13 protein-coding genes are annotated in these 14,440 nt (G+C 60.0%); 5 read left to right on the top strand and 8 right to left on the bottom strand.

Going from position 1 to position 14,440, the window contains the following annotated elements:
• Positions 1-305: 305 nt before the first annotated feature.
• From ACLD9W_RS10480 to ACLD9W_RS10470, 3 genes are read right to left on the bottom strand one after another with little or no spacing between them, the layout of a single operon-like run.
• Positions 306-638, bottom strand: a complete 333-nt coding sequence (locus ACLD9W_RS10480; RefSeq protein ID WP_410841968.1) for a hypothetical protein — start codon at positions 636-638, stop codon at positions 306-308.
• A 41-nt stretch (positions 639-679) separates the two neighbouring features.
• Entirely contained in the window at positions 680-1,528 is an 849-nt protein-coding gene (locus ACLD9W_RS10475) for a segregation and condensation protein A (RefSeq protein WP_410841967.1), read from the bottom strand.
• The gene (locus ACLD9W_RS10470) at positions 1,525-2,244 is read right to left on the bottom strand and encodes an S-methyl-5'-thioinosine phosphorylase (RefSeq protein WP_410841966.1); all 720 of its coding nucleotides are present in this window, start codon (positions 2,242-2,244) and stop codon (positions 1,525-1,527) included. Before ACLD9W_RS10470 ends, ACLD9W_RS10475 begins: the two co-directional genes overlap by 4 nt.
• 195 nt (positions 2,245-2,439) lie before the next feature.
• Between ACLD9W_RS10470 and ACLD9W_RS10465 the strand changes: the two genes are divergently transcribed.
• The 4 genes from ACLD9W_RS10465 to nusB all read left to right on the top strand — a co-directional run bounded on the left by ACLD9W_RS10465 (position 2,440) and on the right by nusB (position 4,734).
• A complete protein-coding gene (locus ACLD9W_RS10465) occupies positions 2,440-3,327 on the top strand; it encodes a DMT family transporter (RefSeq protein WP_410841965.1) in 888 nt (295 codons plus the stop codon).
• A gap of 13 nt (positions 3,328-3,340) precedes the next feature.
• Positions 3,341-3,721, top strand: coding sequence for a DUF2185 domain-containing protein (locus ACLD9W_RS10460; RefSeq protein ID WP_410841964.1), 381 nt, complete (start codon positions 3,341-3,343; stop codon positions 3,719-3,721).
• A 71-nt stretch (positions 3,722-3,792) separates the two neighbouring features.
• On the top strand, positions 3,793-4,260 hold the full coding sequence (gene ribH, locus ACLD9W_RS10455; RefSeq protein ID WP_410841963.1) for a 6,7-dimethyl-8-ribityllumazine synthase: 468 nt from the start codon (positions 3,793-3,795) through the stop codon (positions 4,258-4,260).
• A 42-nt stretch (positions 4,261-4,302) separates the two neighbouring features.
• The gene (nusB, locus tag ACLD9W_RS10450) at positions 4,303-4,734 is read left to right on the top strand and encodes a transcription antitermination factor NusB (RefSeq protein ID WP_410841962.1); all 432 of its coding nucleotides are present in this window, start codon (positions 4,303-4,305) and stop codon (positions 4,732-4,734) included.
• 202 nt (positions 4,735-4,936) lie between these two features.
• On the opposite strand, the gene mpl is transcribed toward nusB, so the two are convergent.
• Together mpl and ACLD9W_RS10440 are read right to left on the bottom strand one after the other, a co-directional pair.
• Positions 4,937-6,319, bottom strand: coding sequence for a UDP-N-acetylmuramate:L-alanyl-gamma-D-glutamyl-meso-diaminopimelate ligase (gene mpl / locus ACLD9W_RS10445; RefSeq protein ID WP_410841961.1), 1,383 nt, complete (start codon positions 6,317-6,319; stop codon positions 4,937-4,939).
• A gap of 138 nt (positions 6,320-6,457) precedes the next feature.
• Positions 6,458-8,509: a TonB-dependent receptor domain-containing protein gene (locus tag ACLD9W_RS10440; RefSeq protein ID WP_410841960.1), complete on the bottom strand. Its 2,052-nt coding sequence runs from the start codon at positions 8,507-8,509 to the stop codon at positions 6,458-6,460.
• Positions 8,510-8,959: 450 nt separating this feature from the next.
• Here ACLD9W_RS10440 and ACLD9W_RS10435 point away from each other — a divergent pair, with 450 nt between their 5' ends.
• On the top strand, positions 8,960-10,252 hold the full coding sequence (locus ACLD9W_RS10435) for a hemolysin family protein (RefSeq protein WP_410841959.1): 1,293 nt from the start codon (positions 8,960-8,962) through the stop codon (positions 10,250-10,252).
• Positions 10,253-10,326: 74 nt separating this feature from the next.
• Here ACLD9W_RS10435 and ACLD9W_RS10430 read toward each other — a convergent pair whose 3' ends face one another.
• The 3 genes from ACLD9W_RS10430 to ilvD all read right to left on the bottom strand — a co-directional run bounded on the left by ACLD9W_RS10430 (position 10,327) and on the right by ilvD (position 14,052).
• Positions 10,327-11,061, bottom strand: coding sequence for a sugar ABC transporter permease (locus tag ACLD9W_RS10430; protein WP_410841958.1), 735 nt, complete (start codon positions 11,059-11,061; stop codon positions 10,327-10,329).
• A 112-nt stretch (positions 11,062-11,173) separates the two neighbouring features.
• Entirely contained in the window at positions 11,174-11,809 is a 636-nt protein-coding gene (locus ACLD9W_RS10425) for a UPF0149 family protein (protein WP_410841957.1), read from the bottom strand.
• 383 nt (positions 11,810-12,192) lie between these two features.
• The gene (gene ilvD, locus ACLD9W_RS10420) at positions 12,193-14,052 is read right to left on the bottom strand and encodes a dihydroxy-acid dehydratase (protein WP_410841956.1); all 1,860 of its coding nucleotides are present in this window, start codon (positions 14,050-14,052) and stop codon (positions 12,193-12,195) included.
• Positions 14,053-14,440 lie beyond the last annotated feature (388 nt).

Below are 14,440 nucleotides of genomic sequence, written 5' to 3'. Positions count from 1 at the left end.
TTGTTTGCCTTGGTCGGATGCGGGCGGCGGCGGGCGGTTTGTTGCTATGATACGGAAGTTCCGATATACAAGGTCGGATTCTCGAATCCGACGTTTCCCCGCAAGGGGAAAATCCGCGTTCCGTCACGCCGCTGCCGCCCCATGCCGCCCTTGCGGTCGGCTGTCGGATTCGAGAATCCGACCTGCAGTGTGCGTTGTCTGTTAAAGGCCGTCTGAAAACCCTGTTTCGGTTTTTTCAGACGGCCTTTTTTTGTTTTGGCGTTTTCAGACGGCCTTTCTGTGTGGGCGGGAGAGGTCTCGGCGCGTCAGCCGTGTTCGTGGCCTTCGTGGGCGCAGCCGCAGGCGCAGGCGTGGGCTTCGTGCCATTCGTCTTCGCTGCCGTCGAAGTCTTCGGCTGCGTCGAAATCTCCGTTTTCCGCCAGCGCGGCGACTTCGGCCAAATCCTGTGCGCCTTCGACCCAGAAGCAGGGTTCGCCCTCGGCTGCGTCGGGCGGCAGGACGGCGGCTTGGCCGTCGTGCCAGGCGATCCAGTAGCCGTTGGCCGTCTGAAAAAAGCGGGCGTCGGGGTGGATGGTTTCGCCCTCCGTGCCTGCAAGCATGCGTTCGGCGATGTCGGTTTGGAAGGGGAGTGTGTTCATGTTGGTGTCTTTTCTATCTATACGGTTGGTCAAACGGGCTTTCAGACGGCCTTTGTGCCTGCGGAGGCTGTCTGAAAGCCTTCTTCGCGTGCGCCGTCGTTCAGGGCGATTTCGATTTCGCCGTAGTCCTGCGGCTGGCTGAGGCGCACCAGCCCTTCTTTGGCCAGTTCGAGCAGGGCGATGAAGCTGACGACGACGTAGGCCGCGCCTTGTTCGGCTCGCAGCAGTTCGGAGAAGCGGCAGGGGGCGTTTTGCAGGCGGCGCAGGATGGCGCTCATCTGCGCGCGCACGGACAGGGCTTCGCGCACGACTTGGTGGCTTTTGTTGTGGCTGGCGCGGGAGAGGATGGCGAGCCAGGCTTGGGTGAGATCGGCCGTCTGAACTTCGGGCAGACGGGTTTCGACGGCGATTTCCAGCGGCAGATACGCCCAGGCGAAATCGCGTCCGGCACGCGGCAGCGCGTCCAAGCCCTGCGCGGCGAGTTTCATTTGTTCGTAGGCCAAGAGGCGGCGGACGAGTTCGGCGCGGGGGTCGGCGGCTTCTTCGTCTTCGACCTCGGGCGGCGCGGGCAGGAGCAGGCGCGATTTGATTTCGATGAGCACGGCGGCCATCAGCAGGTATTCGGCGGCCAAATCGAAACGCTGCGCTTCGATTTGCGCGATGTAGTGCAGGTATTGCTCGGTAATCCGCACCATCGGGATGTCGAGCACGTCGATGTTTTGCTTGCGGATCAGGTAGAGCAGCAGATCAAGCGGCCCCTGGAAGCTGCCGAGGACGATTTTCAGCGCGTCGGGCGGGATGAACAAATCCTGCGGCACGTCGCTGACGGGTTGGCCGAATATCCAGGCGACGGCGCTTTCAGACGGCCTCTGCGCGGCTTCGGTGCTCACGGCCTATCCCCGCCACCCGCCAGCAGGCGGCGGATTTGGGCGATGGTTTGGCGCGAGGCGGCGCTGCGCGTTTCGTCGGAGGCGTCGTCCGCAGCGGACACCACGCCGCACAAATGGGCGTAGGGCAGGCCGAGTTCGCGCGCGAGCACGGCTTCGGGCATGCCGGTCATGCCGAGCACGTGCACGCTGTCGTTTTTCAGGCGGCGCATCTCGGCGCGGGTGGGCGTGCGCGGCCCTTGCAGGCAGCCGTAAACGGCTTCGGCCGCGATGGCGGTGTCTTGCGCGGCGGCGTGTTCGAGTAAGGTTCGGCGCAGGGCGGCGTCGTAGGGTTCGGTGAAGTCGGTGTGCACCACGCCGCACGCGTCGTTTTCAAAAAAGGTGGCGGCGCGGCCGCAGGTGTAGTCGATCAGATCGTCGGGCAGCACCAGCGATCCGACGCTCAGCGCGGCATCGAGCGAGGTGACGGCGGACACGGCAACGATTCCGGAAACGCCGAGCGAGTGCAGCGCCCAGATGTTGGCGCGGTAGTTGATTTCGTGCGGCGCGAGGGTGTGGTTGAGTCCGTGGCGGGCGAGAAAGGCGATGTCGCGCCCTCCCGCGCAGCCGACAAGCAGCGGCGCGGAGGGCAGGCCGTAGGGCGTTCGCACGATGCGCCGCTCTGCGGTTTCGAGTTCGGGAATGCGTGAGAGGCCGCTGCCTCCGATAACGGCTAACATGGCAAAGTCCGTCGGAATAAAAAAGGCGGCATTGTAAACGAAGAGCGCAAAGGCCGTCTGAAAAACACGGCGCACTCTTTACCACAGGCGGCGCGGGCGGAGCAGCAGGCAGCGGCGGGTTTTCAGACGGCCGCAAAATAGCGTCCGCCTTTTCCGCTATACTCGCGCGCCACAGCCATTTTGCGGAGCTCCGCCATGCCCCCGTCTCTTGCCAATAAAAACAAACACGCCGCGCCGCTTTTGGTGTTCGGCTGCGTGGTTTTCGGACTGGGCAGCCTGATTGTCCGCTTCGTGCCCGTGGGCGCGTATGCCGTGGCCTGGTGGCGCCTGCTGGTGGCTGGTTTCGTATTCTGGCTACTCGCCCGCCGCTTCGGCCAGAAACTGCCGCAAAGCCGTGCGGCGGTGCGCTATGCCCTGATCTCGGGCGCGGCGCTGGGTTTCGATCTGGCGCTGTGGCACGAAAGCATCTACGCCGTCGGCCCGGGCATCTCCACTCTGCTCAACAGCCTGCAAATCTTTTTCCTCACCGCCATCGGCTTTTTCTTTTTCAACGAGCGCCTCGGCCGCATTCAGACGGCCGGGCTGCTGTTGGCCGTGTGCGGCGTGGCGATGATTGCCGCGCCCGAATCGGGCAGCAACGCCAAAGCGGCCTGGGGCTTTGTCAGCGGCATGGTTTCGGGCGCGATGCTGGCGCTGTCGATGGTGTTCGTGCGCAAAACCCAGCAGACCGAAGCTGCGCCGCTGTTTCCCGTGATGATGCTGGTGAGCGCGGGCGGCGTGCTGGCGCTCACCCTGCCCGCGCTGGTGTTCGACTGGGGGCGGCTCTATCCCGAAACGCCGCGCGACATCCTGCTGGTATTGGTTTACGGCGTGGTGATGCAGTGTTTCGCTTGGGGGCTGATTGCCTACGCCATCCCGCTTCTGTCGCTCTCGCTCACCGGCCTGCTGCTGCTCTCCGAACCCGTGGCCGCGCTGCTGATCGACTGCTTTTTGCTGGGCAAACCGATAGCCGCCGTGCAGTGGTGCGGCGCCGCCCTCACCCTCTTTTCCATCTACCTCGGCTCGCTGAAAACGGCGCACTGAACGCGGCGGGCGCGTGCCGCCCGTTTCGTGTAGAATCGCGCCTTTTTCAAGGCCGTCTGAAAGCCGCAGCATCCCGATGAACCCCTTTGCCCAAGCCCTGTCCGCCGCGCTCGAATTGTGCGTCGCCTCGAAAGAAATCACCGAAAACGGCAGCAGCGCCGGTTTCTTCTACCGCGAATCGCCCGTTTTCGACAACGATAGCGGCTGGCGCTTTTTCAGCGGCGACGAAAGCGACGAATACGCCGCCGACCCCGACAATTTCGCCGTCTGCCCGCTTGCCGACATCCTCGCCGCCTGCCCCGAAATCCGCCCCCTGCCCGCAGAACGCGAAGGCGCGTGGGAATGGAACGGCGAGGCCTACGTTCCCGCCGAAGGCTGGCAGCCGCAAAACTGAATCCCCGTTTTTCAGACGGCCTCTGTGCTTCATCAGGCCGTCTGAAACCGTTTTTTTAAAAAGGAAAACCCATGAACATCATCGAACCGAATCTCGACGGCAGCCAACTGCGTGTCGGTATCGTCCAAGCCCGTTTCACCAACGAAGTCGGCTCCGCCATGCTCGCAGCCGCCGTGGCCAAACTCAAAACCCTCGGCGTGCGCGACGACAACATCACCGTCACCACCGTGCCCGGCGCGCTGGAAATCCCGCTGGTGCTGCAATCGATGGCCGGCACGCAGCAGTTTGACGCCCTGATCGCCCTGGGCTGCGTTATCCGCGGCGAAACCTACCACTTCGAGCTGGTGTCCAACGAATCGGCCGCCGGCATCACCCGCACCACCCTCGATTACAGCATCCCCGTTGCCAACGCCGTGCTCACCACCGAAAACGACGAACAGGCGCACGCCCGCATCGTCGAAAAAGCCGAAGACGCCGCCGTCGTTGCCGTCGAATGCGGCAACCTCATCAACTTCTTCCTCGGCGAACAGGACGACTGAGGCCGTCTGAAACCGTCCGAATCCCGCCCGCAAAGGATACCCATGAAACCCAGCAGCCCCCGCCGCCGCGCCCGCGAATTCACCGTGCAGGCGCTTTACCAGGCCGCCGTCAACGGCACGTCCGCGCCCGAAGTCGCGCAAAACATCCGCGAAGCCTCCGACTTCCGCCGCGCCGACGGCGAACTCTTCACCGCCCTCTTCTTCGGCGCGCACGCCAACAGCGGCGAATATATGCAGATCATCCGCCCCCTGCTCGACCGCGACGAAAAAGACGTCAACCCCGTCGAACGCGCCGTTTTGCTGATGGCCTGCCACGAACTTTCCGCCATGCCGGAAACACCCTACCCCGTGATCATCAACGAAGCCATCGAAGTCACCAAAACCTACGGCGGCACCGACAGCCACAAATTCGTCAACGGCATCCTCGACAAACTCGCCACGCAGCTGCGCCCGAACGACCCGAAACGCAGCTGACAGCGCCCGATGCCGCAAACGGTATCAAAAAGGCCGTCTGAAAGACCAGAAACCGGACTTTCAGACGGCCTTTGCCGACGGCGGGTATGCGGGAAACGCGTGTATCGCTCTGCGGCGCGCACGGTTTCCCCATTTTGCGGGAAACCGTGCGGGCAGACAAAAGGCCGTCTGAAAAATGTTTTTCAGACGGCCTTTGCCGTACCTAACCCTGTTTCAACGCTTCCAGCAGCCTGCCGTGTATGCCGCCGAAGCCGCCGTTGCTCATCACCAGAATATGGTCGCCCGGTTTGGCGCATCGGGCGATTTCGGCGACGAATGCGTCAAAATCTTTGCCCACGTGCAGCTTATCGCCCAGCGGGGCGAGGGCTTCGGCTACGTCCCAGTCCACGCCGCCGGCGTAGCAAAACACTTGGTCGGCTTCGGCCAGGCTCGCGGGCAGCGCGGCTTTCATCGTGCCGAGTTTCATGGTGTTGGAACGCGGCTCGAGCACGGCCAGAATCCTTGCGCCGCCGATGCGCTGGCGCAAACCGGCCACGGTGGTGGCGATGGCGGTGGGGTGGTGGGCGAAATCGTCGTACACGGTTACGCCGTTTGCTTCACCTTTGATTTCCATGCGGCGTTTGACGTTTTTAAACGCACTCAAGGCTTCGCAGGCCGTCTGAACGTCCACGCCTGCATGGCGGGCGGCGGCAATCACGGCCAGCGCGTTCATGCGGTTGTGTTCGCCCATCAGGTTCCACGCGATGTGTCCGGCCTTTTTGCCTTGGAACAACACGTCAAACGCGCCGCCGTCAAACACTTCGCCCACCTGCCAGCCGTCGGCCGTGCCGAAGGTTTCCACGGGTGTCCAGCAGCCTTTGTCGAGCGTGTCGCGCAGGCTTTGTTCGCGGCCGTTGGCGGCAATCAGGCCGTCTGAAGGGATGGTGCGGACAAGGTGGTGAAACTGGGTTTGAATCGCGGCCAGGTCGGGGAAGATGTCGGCGTGGTCGTATTCGAGGTTGTTCAACACGGCCGTGCGCGGGCGGTAGTGGACGAATTTGGAGCGTTTGTCGAAAAAGGCGGTGTCGTATTCGTCGGCCTCAATCACGAAAAACGGCGATTTGGAATGCGGGTCTTGGCGCGGCGTTTGCGGCAGGCGGGCGGATACGCTGAAATTTTCCGGCACGCCGCCGATAAGAAAGCCCGGCGCGAGTCCGGCAAATTCGAGTACCCACGCAAGCATCGAAGCGGTGGTGGTTTTGCCGTGCGTCCCGGCCACGGCCAGCACCCAATGCTTATGCAACACGTTTTCCGCCAGCCATTGCGGGCCGGATGTGTAGGGCAAACCTTGGTTCAAAATGGCTTCCACCACGTCCATGCCGCGCTTGGCCACGTTGCCGATTACATACATATCGGCCGGATATTGCTGCAACTGTGCCGCGTCGAAGCCTTCGTGTACGTCGATGCCCAAGGCTTCGAGCTGGGTGCTCATCGGCGGATACATTTTCGCGTCGCAACCGCTGACTCTGTAGCCTGCCTCTTTGGCAATCGCGGCCACGCCGCCCATAAATGTGCCGCCGATGCCGATAATGTGGATGTGTTTCATGGTGGTTCTGCCGGATGGAAAAGGGCGGATTATAGCCCAAGCGTTTGTTGGGGAGGTCGTCTGAAAAAGGCCGTCTGAAAAAAGGCCATCTGAAAAGCGGCGGGATGCTTTTCAGACGGCCTTAGGGCGTGTTGGCAATCAGAACTTGTAGTTCACGCTCAGGCGGAAGTCGCGGCCGGTTTCGGGCAGCGACGAGCCGTCGCGGGCGCTGCTGCGCTGGCTGTGAGGTTTGTACAGTTTGTTGCCGACGTTGTTGACGGCGAAGTTGACGTTCAAATCGTCTTTGCCGGTGGGCTTCCAGTTGGCGAAGATGTCGTTGACGCCGTAGCCCGCGCGTACGGTGTTGGTGCCGCCCGAGCCGCGCTGGCTGGTGCCGGTGTCGTAAACCGATTTTTGCACGTAGCGGCCGCGCCAGCCGATTTCCAGATTCGGGTTGTCGAAGCGGTAGCTCAAGCCGGTTGTCCAGGTGCGTCCCATCGGGATGGCGGTGACGATGGAGTCGAGGCTGGCGCCGGCCATTTTCGGCTTGTTGTAGGCCATGGCCGCGCGGGCAGTGAAGCCGTGCCATTTGTAGGCTGCACCCAGCTCGTAGCCGCTGTTTTTGAGCGTGCCGCCGTTGTAGTAAAGGTAATGGTCTTTCGTGGGTAGGTTTTTTACAGCCTGAACGTCTTTAATCTGCTGGTTGAAGTAGCTGGCATTCAGCGAGAGGGCGTTGTTCCAGTTGTATTTCACGCCGACTTCGGCATTGCGCGAGCGTTCGGCTTTCAAATCGCCGCTTATGTGGGAATAGCGGCCGCCGGAAAGGGCAACTTCGGTCAGGCGCGGGCTGCGGCTGGCGTAGTTCAGGCTGGCGTTGAGCGAGAGTTCGGGCGTGATGTCGTAAATCGCGCCGATGCTGGGGTTGACGTTGTGGCCGGACGCTTTGCCGTTGGAGAAGGTGGCGTTGAAGCGGTCGTAACGCAGGCCGGTGGTGAGGGTGACGGGTTCGATGTCCCAAATACCTTCGAGATAGAAGCCGGTATCGGTTTTTTTCTCTTGGTTGAGACCGGCTTTTAATGTGCGCGGCTCGGCTTCCTGATGGCGCCAGTTGATGCCGTATTTGAGGGTGTGGCGGTCAAACAGGCGGCTGTCGAGTTTGAGGTTGGCGCCGGTAGTGCGCACTTTGGCATCCAGCTCGTATTGGCTGCCGCTGGCTTCGTCTCGGTTCATCACTTTGCGGTACACGTTGGCCTGGGCTTGGCTGATGAAGCCGATGTTGTGGCCGAGGTATTCCAGGTTGGTGGTGTCGTGGGTCAGCGTGCGGTATATCGGGCTGTTGTTTTCGGTGTCGGGTACGCAGCTGCCGTCGGGATTGTAGATAATCGGGCCGCCGCGTCCGCGTGTTTTACAGGCTTGGGAGAAGTCAAACTCTTCGCGCAGGGCACGTGTACCGTAGGTTTTTTCCTGACGGTGGCTCAAGGTGAGGCGGTGGTCTTCGTTGAAGTTGTAGCTGATTTTGCCCAACAGGCCGCGTTGGCCGAGGGCGCTGTTGTGCACGCGGCTGCTGTGGTCGTGGGGCGCGTAGCCTTTGCCCGGTTTGTAGTCTTTTTCGGTAACCCAGTTGGCGGCCACCACGGCGTCGAAGCCGCCCGCGCGGCCGTAGGCGGAGAAGCCTCTGTTCCAGCCTTTGTTGCTCGACACGCCCGCATTGACTTTAAAACCGACATCTTGGCCTTCGCGCAGCAGGTCTTTGGCATCGATGGTTTGCGAAATCACCGCGCCGCTGGTTGCGCCTATGCCCGCAGATGCCGAGCCCGTGCCTTTTTGCACGCCGATAACCTTCACCAGCGCGGGGTCGAACAGGAAGCGGCCGTTGTGGTGGAAAAGCTGGGTGTCGGAATAGGTGTCATCCACTTTCACATCGATTTGATCCTGACCCATGCCGCGGATGGTGACCCATTGCGATGTGCCGTTGCCGCCGCCGAAGCTGACAGCGGGTTCGGCGGAGAGCACGTCTTTCATGTCGGTGGACGTGCTCTCGTCGATGCTGCGGATGTTCACGCGGTGGGTGGCCGATACGCCCTGGCCGCGGACGTGCACGGTTTCGAGGCCGGAAGCATCCTGCGCGGCATCGGTGTCGGCGGCTTGGGCGAAACCGCTGCACAGGGCAAGCGTGAGCAGGCTGAGGGAGAAACGGGTATTTGTCTGCATAAGGCAAAACTCCTTGGTTTGAGGCCGGACGGCAAGGCAGAAGCCGCCGGAAATGTTTTAAAAATTAGGAAAAAAGAATTAAAAACAGAAAAACGAACGTCGGGCTTTGTCAGAAAACCCAACGTCTGCCACGATTATAACTAAATTTGTTATCGTTTGTGATATTTGTTTTAAGAAATGCGTCAGATATGCTTTTAAAGCCGTCTGAAACGCAGCCTCAACGAAGCCGAAAGCCCGTTGTTCTGTTTTCACTTCGTCGAAGCTTCGCTTTCAGACGGCCTTTTTGCGTTTTCATGCCGTGTTTTGCCGTTTACCGCATCCCTCCGTTACACATGAGAAGAAAACCCATGGAATCACGGAGGTCGTGCCGCCATCAGGCCGCCGCGGCTTTCAGACGGCCTGAGGGGCTGATAGAATGCCGCCGTCTTTTTTGTGTTTTTACGGTGTTTGATGAGCATATTCCACGCCCTGTCCGTCCTCTGCCTGCTGATTCTGATCAGCGCTTTCGTCTCATGTTCCGAACTCGCGCTGGCCTCGGCGCGCAAAATTAAATTGCAGGTGATGGCCAAAGAAGGCGACACCCGCGCCCTCGACGTGCTCAATATGCAGCAGCAGCCGGGCAGCTTCATCACCATCGTGCAAATCGGCCTCAACGCCGTGGCGATTCTGGCCGGTATTGTCGGCGAAGCGGCGGTGCGCCCCTATTTCGCCGCCTGGTTTGCCCGTTTCGGCACTTGGGGCGAAACCGCCGCGCCGCTGCTCACCTTTGTTCTGGTAACCGGCAGCTTCATTCTCGTGGCCGACCTGATGCCTAAACGCTTTGCCATGACCCATCCGGAAGCCGTTGCCGTGCGCATTGTGCGGCCGATGATGTTTCTGATTTTCCTGCTCAAACCTTTCGTGTGGATTTTCGACGGCCTGGCCAACGCCGTGTTCAAAATCCTGAACATCCCCACCGTGCGCCAAGACCAGCTCACTTCCGAAGACATCTACGCCGTGGTGGATGCCGGCGCGCAGGCGGGCGTGCTCAAAGAGCAGGAACACTATCTGATTGAAAACATCTTCGATATGCAGGAGCGCACTGTCACGTCCACCATGAGCACGCGCGAGTACATCGCCTATTTCGACAAAAACGACGACAGCGACACCGTACTTGCCGCCATGTCGGAAAAGCCGCACAACAAATTCCTTGTCTGCGACGGCGATTTGGAGCGCGTGATCGGCTACATCGAATCGCATGCCCTGCTCACCCTGTTTCTCAAAGAGAAAAACGTCCGCCTCACCGACAGGCGCGTGCTGCGCAAAGTGCTGTTCATCCCCGACACGCTGTCGCTGTTTGACGTGTTGGAAACCTTCAAAACATCGGGCGAAGACTTTGCCGTGGTCGTCAACGAATATGCGCTGGTCGTCGGCGTGGTGACGCTCAAAGATGTGATGAGCATCGTGATGGGCGAATTGGTCAATACCGAAGAAGAGCCGCAAATCATCCGCCGCACCGAAGACACCTGGCTGATCGACGGTGCCACGCCGCTGGCCGACGTGATGCGCGCGCTCGACATCGAAGCCTTTCCCCATTCGGAAAACTACGAAACCATCGCCGGTTTCATGATGTATTCCCTGCGCAAAATCCCCAAGCGCACCGATTCCGTGGTCTACGGCGCTTACAAATTCGAAATCATCGACACCGAAAACCTGAAAATCGACCAGCTTTTGGTTTCGCGCCAAGGCAACGCGCGCGAATAGGCGCGGCAAAGCAAAAGGCCGTCTGAAAATCCCGAAACGGGTTTTCAGACGGCCTTTTGTTCTTTGCGCGCCCTTTATTCGCCGCACATCGAACGCACCTGCTGCGGCACTTCGCCGCTGCATATCCAGGTAATCTGCTTGCCTTCCTGCAAGGGCAGCATCACCAGCGCTTTTTCGCCGTCAACGGGCGTGGCGTTGATGGCGCCTTGCAGGATGCTGACGTTCAGCCAGTATTTCTGCTGGGTGTCGTTCAAAGTGAGCGCTTCGGTGATTTGGTTCAGCTCCACGCCCTGCGACACGCGCTCGGCGACAATGTTTTGCGTGAAGACCAGCGCGTCGGCGGGCGAATCGGGATTGACAGCGGGTTTGAACTCGATTTTGGGCACGGGTTTGCCGGTGACCGACGACACGGCAACAGGTTCTTCCAAACCGGCCAAACGGTAAACGGGCTGCACGAGATGGTTGAACTGCGGCGCAAACTGGGTCACGGCAGCGCAGAGGCCGACCAGCAGCAGGCACAGGACGCCGAGGATTTTGCCCGCCAGCGCCGCGCCGCCTTCGCCTTTGAAGCCGCAGACAAGAGCCAAAACGGCCAGCGCCACAGGCAGTGCATAAGACGGCACGCCCGTATCGGCCAGAAGGCTGCCCATGTCCAGCGCGTTGAGCAGCGGCAGCACGGCAAAGGCGGCGATGCCGAATACGAGCGCCAGAGCGGCAGCCGCCGCACCGGGGCGCGGCGGCTTTTTCGCCGGGGCTTTTTGGTCGAAGGGGGTGGTTTTCTTGAAGAGAGGTAGGGAGAGTTTCGCCATAATGTGAAGGTGATTAACTGAAATTTAAAATGTCCGCGATTTTAGCAATTTGCGTTAAATCAGGCAATCGCAGGCCGTCTGAAAAAGCGTTTTCAGACGGCCTCCCGAACAATTAGTTCCTGCCGCAGCAGGCTTTGTATTTTTTGCCGCTGCCGCAGGGACAGGGGTCGTTGCGGCCGGTTTTCGCACCCTCGCGGCGCACGGTTTGCGGTTTGTTTTTCACCGCGTGCCAGTAGGCGTGGATGTTGCGCACGGCGTGGGGGACTTCGTCTTGCAGGCTGCGGATTTCGTTGTTGTCCAAATCGGAGAGAACGTCGTCCTCTTCGTAGATGCCGCCCAGCACCATCAGCGGGTAGAACAGGTCTTCAAATTCTTCGTCGTCGATGGCGGCGAACCAGTCGGTCGGCGTGGTGTCGAGGGCGTAGAGGTAGGCGTTGCACCAGGAAAAATAGTCGGGTTCGCCGTTGTCGTATTCGTGCAGCAGCAGCGCGGGCGGCTGCTTCTGCGCCCACGCCTGCCGCAATTCTTCCGCCCACTCGGCCACGGCTTGGACGACGCGGGCTTTGTTTTCGTCGTTTAAGGGGGCGTCGCCGATGATGTCGGCGCTGATTTGCGGCAGGTGGTCGGCGATGCTGTCGGGGCCGCTGACCCAAGCGGTGAGATAGGCTTGGACTTCGTCGTCACGCATGGCCGCGCCTTCGGCGGCATGGGCGTTGAGCAGTTGTGAGATGGTTTGTTGCGGGGTCATGGGGTTTCCTTACTTACATATTGAAACAACACGAAAATCTACGGCGTTGCTGCGCCTTAGCTCGAAGAAGGCGGTTTTCTACGGCATTGGCATGCCAAGAAAACCTGCCCCGTATTACGCATACTGTCTGCGGCTTGCTGCCTTGTATCTTCCCGTGTTGTTTCACTATAAAAACGGCGCACTGTTCCATACAGTGCGGCAGATGAAAAACGGCAGGGATGAGGCCGTCTGAAAGCGGGGCGTCAAAGAAAGTAAAAAGCAGAGGGCCGTTTTCAGACGGCCTCTGCCGTGCGGTATCGGGAGGCCGTCTGAAAACCCCTTTTTTGGTTTTGACTTCGTTGAAGCTTCGCTTTCAGACGGCCTTTGCTGCCTTTCAGACGGCCTTAACGTTCAATCTGCGATACGTCGCGCACCGCGCCTTTGTCGGCGGAAGTGGCCATCGCGCCGTAGGCGCGCAGGGCGGCGGAGACGTAGCGTTCGCGGTTTTCCGGCTTCCATGCTTGGCTGCCTTTGGCTTCCATTTGGGCGCGACGCTCGGCAAGTTCTTCGTCGGAGATTTTCAGGTTGATGCTGCGGTTGGGGATGTCGATTTCAATCGTATCGCCTTCGTGCACCAAGCCGATGGCGCCGCCTTCGGCCGCTTCGGGGGAAACGTGACCGATACTCAAGCCCGATGTGCCGCCGGAGAAACGGCCGTCGGTGAGCAAGGCGCATTGGGCGCCCAGGCCTTTGGATTTGAGATAGCTGGTGGGATACAGCATTTCCTGCATACCTGGGCCGCCTTTGGGGCCTTCGTAGCGGATGATGACGATGTCGCCGGCGACGATTTGGTTGCCCAAAATGCCTTCTACTGCGTCTTCTTGGCTTTCAAATACACGGGCGCGGCCGGTAAATTTGAGGATACTCTCGTCCACGCCTGCGGTTTTCACCACGCAGCCGCGCTCGGCGATATTGCCGAACAATACTGCCAAGCCGCCGTCTTGCGAGTAGGCATGTTCAACATCGCGGATACAGCCTTTTTCGCGGTCGAGGTCGAGGGTTTTCCACATGCGGTTTTGCGAGAACGCTTGGGTTGTGCGCACGCCACCGGGCGCGGCTTTGAAGCGTTCGATGGCGTGGGTGTTTTCGGGATTGGTCACGTCCCATTTTTCAATCGCGTCTTTCAGCGTCGGCGCGTGGATGGTGTACACGTCAGTGTGCAGTTTGCCCGCTTTGTCCAGTTCTTTCAGGATGGCGAAGATGCCGCCCGCGCGGTGCACGTCTTCCATGTAGTAGTCGTGGTTGTTGGGCGCGGTTTTGCAGATGCAGGGTACGACGCGGCTTAAGCGGTCGATGTCGGCCATTTTGAAATCCACGCCCGCTTCGTTGGCGACGGCGAGCAAATGCAGGATGGTGTTGGTTGAACCGCCCATGGCGATGTCCATGGTCATGGCGTTTTCAAATGCTTTTTTGGTGGCAATGCTGCGCGGCAGCACGGTTTCGTCGTCTTGCTCGTAATAGCGTTTGGTGATTTCGACAATCATGCGGCCGGCTTCAAGGAACAATTCTTTGCGACCTGCATGGGTGGCGAGGTAGGAGCCGTTGCCGGGCAGGGACAGGCCGAGCGCTTCGGTCAGGCAGTTCATGGAGTTGGCGGTGAACATGCCGGAGCAGGAGCCGCAAGTCGGGCAGGCGTTTTGTTCGACTTCTTCGACCTGTTGGTTGCTGACATTGTCGTCCGCCGATTCAATCATGGCGTCAATCAAGTCCAAGCGGCGTTCTGGCTGGATGTTGGCCACGCCGATGACCTTGCCTGCTTCCATCGGGCCACCAGAGACGAAGATGGTCGGTATGTTCAGGCGCATGGCGGCAATCAGCATCCCGGGGGTGATTTTGTCGCAGTTGGAAATACACACCAGCGCGTCGGCGCAGTGGGCGTTCACCATGTATTCGATGGAGTCGGCAATTAAATCGCGGCTGGGCAGGGAATACAGCATGCCGCTGTGTCCCATGGCGATGCCGTCGTCGATGGCGATGGTGTTGAATTCTTTGGCAATTGCGCCCGCTTTTTCAATTTCGCGGGCAACCAGTTGGCCCATGTTGTGCAGGTGGACATGGCCGGGCACGAATTGGGTGAAGGAGTTGGCAACGGCGATGATGGGCTTGCCGAAGTCGGTTTCCATCACGCCGGTGGCACGCCACAGCGCGCGCGCACCAGCCATATTGCGGCCGTGGGTGGAAGTTTTGGAGCGGTAGTCGGGCATGGTTGTGTGTCCTTGATTGTTGTGTAGTGAGAGGCCGTCTGAAACGCTTTTTCAGACGGCCTTCGGAGAAATGGCGCAGGGGCGCGATTCTATACCAGCGCGCGGCACGAAAGAAGCGGCGGCGTGCCAAATCGGCCGGATTGTTGCCAAAGCGCGGCAGAAGACGGATAAGGCAAAGGCCGTCTGAAACCGGATTTGAGGTTTCAGACGGCCTTTTTCAGATGGCCTTCGGGTGGCAGGATATTGCAGAAACCTCATGCGTTGCTGCGCGGCACGCTCTAGGATCTGTTGACATTCAATTTTTCACAGTATCATACAGATATGACCAGATATACCCTATCCGATGCCCAGTGGGCAGCCATCGAACCGCTTTGTCCGGGTAAAAAAG

Origin of the sequence: Neisseria sp. WLZKY-1 (genome assembly GCF_046546535.1) — a bacterium.
In the GTDB taxonomy this organism is placed as follows: domain Bacteria; phylum Pseudomonadota; class Gammaproteobacteria; order Burkholderiales; family Neisseriaceae; genus Neisseria.
Note: the sequence above shows the minus strand (reverse complement) of the source record. Positions and strands in the feature narration are given on the sequence as shown.

Coding starts and splice junctions, on each gene's coding strand:
- ACLD9W_RS10480 (WP_410841968.1), bottom strand. CDS start 638: ATGAACACACTCCCCTTCCAAACCGACATCGCCGAACGCATGCTTGCA.
- ACLD9W_RS10470 (WP_410841966.1), bottom strand. CDS start 2,244: ATGTTAGCCGTTATCGGAGGCAGCGGCCTCTCACGCATTCCCGAACTC.
- ACLD9W_RS10465 (WP_410841965.1), top strand. CDS start 2,440: ATGCCCCCGTCTCTTGCCAATAAAAACAAACACGCCGCGCCGCTTTTG.
- ribH (WP_410841963.1), top strand. CDS start 3,793: ATGAACATCATCGAACCGAATCTCGACGGCAGCCAACTGCGTGTCGGT.
- nusB (WP_410841962.1), top strand. CDS start 4,303: ATGAAACCCAGCAGCCCCCGCCGCCGCGCCCGCGAATTCACCGTGCAG.
- mpl (WP_410841961.1), bottom strand. CDS start 6,319: ATGAAACACATCCACATTATCGGCATCGGCGGCACATTTATGGGCGGC.
- ACLD9W_RS10440 (WP_410841960.1), bottom strand. CDS start 8,509: ATGCAGACAAATACCCGTTTCTCCCTCAGCCTGCTCACGCTTGCCCTG.
- ACLD9W_RS10435 (WP_410841959.1), top strand. CDS start 8,960: ATGAGCATATTCCACGCCCTGTCCGTCCTCTGCCTGCTGATTCTGATC.
- ACLD9W_RS10430 (WP_410841958.1), bottom strand. CDS start 11,061: ATGGCGAAACTCTCCCTACCTCTCTTCAAGAAAACCACCCCCTTCGAC.
- ACLD9W_RS10425 (WP_410841957.1), bottom strand. CDS start 11,809: ATGACCCCGCAACAAACCATCTCACAACTGCTCAACGCCCATGCCGCC.
- ilvD (WP_410841956.1), bottom strand. CDS start 14,052: ATGCCCGACTACCGCTCCAAAACTTCCACCCACGGCCGCAATATGGCT.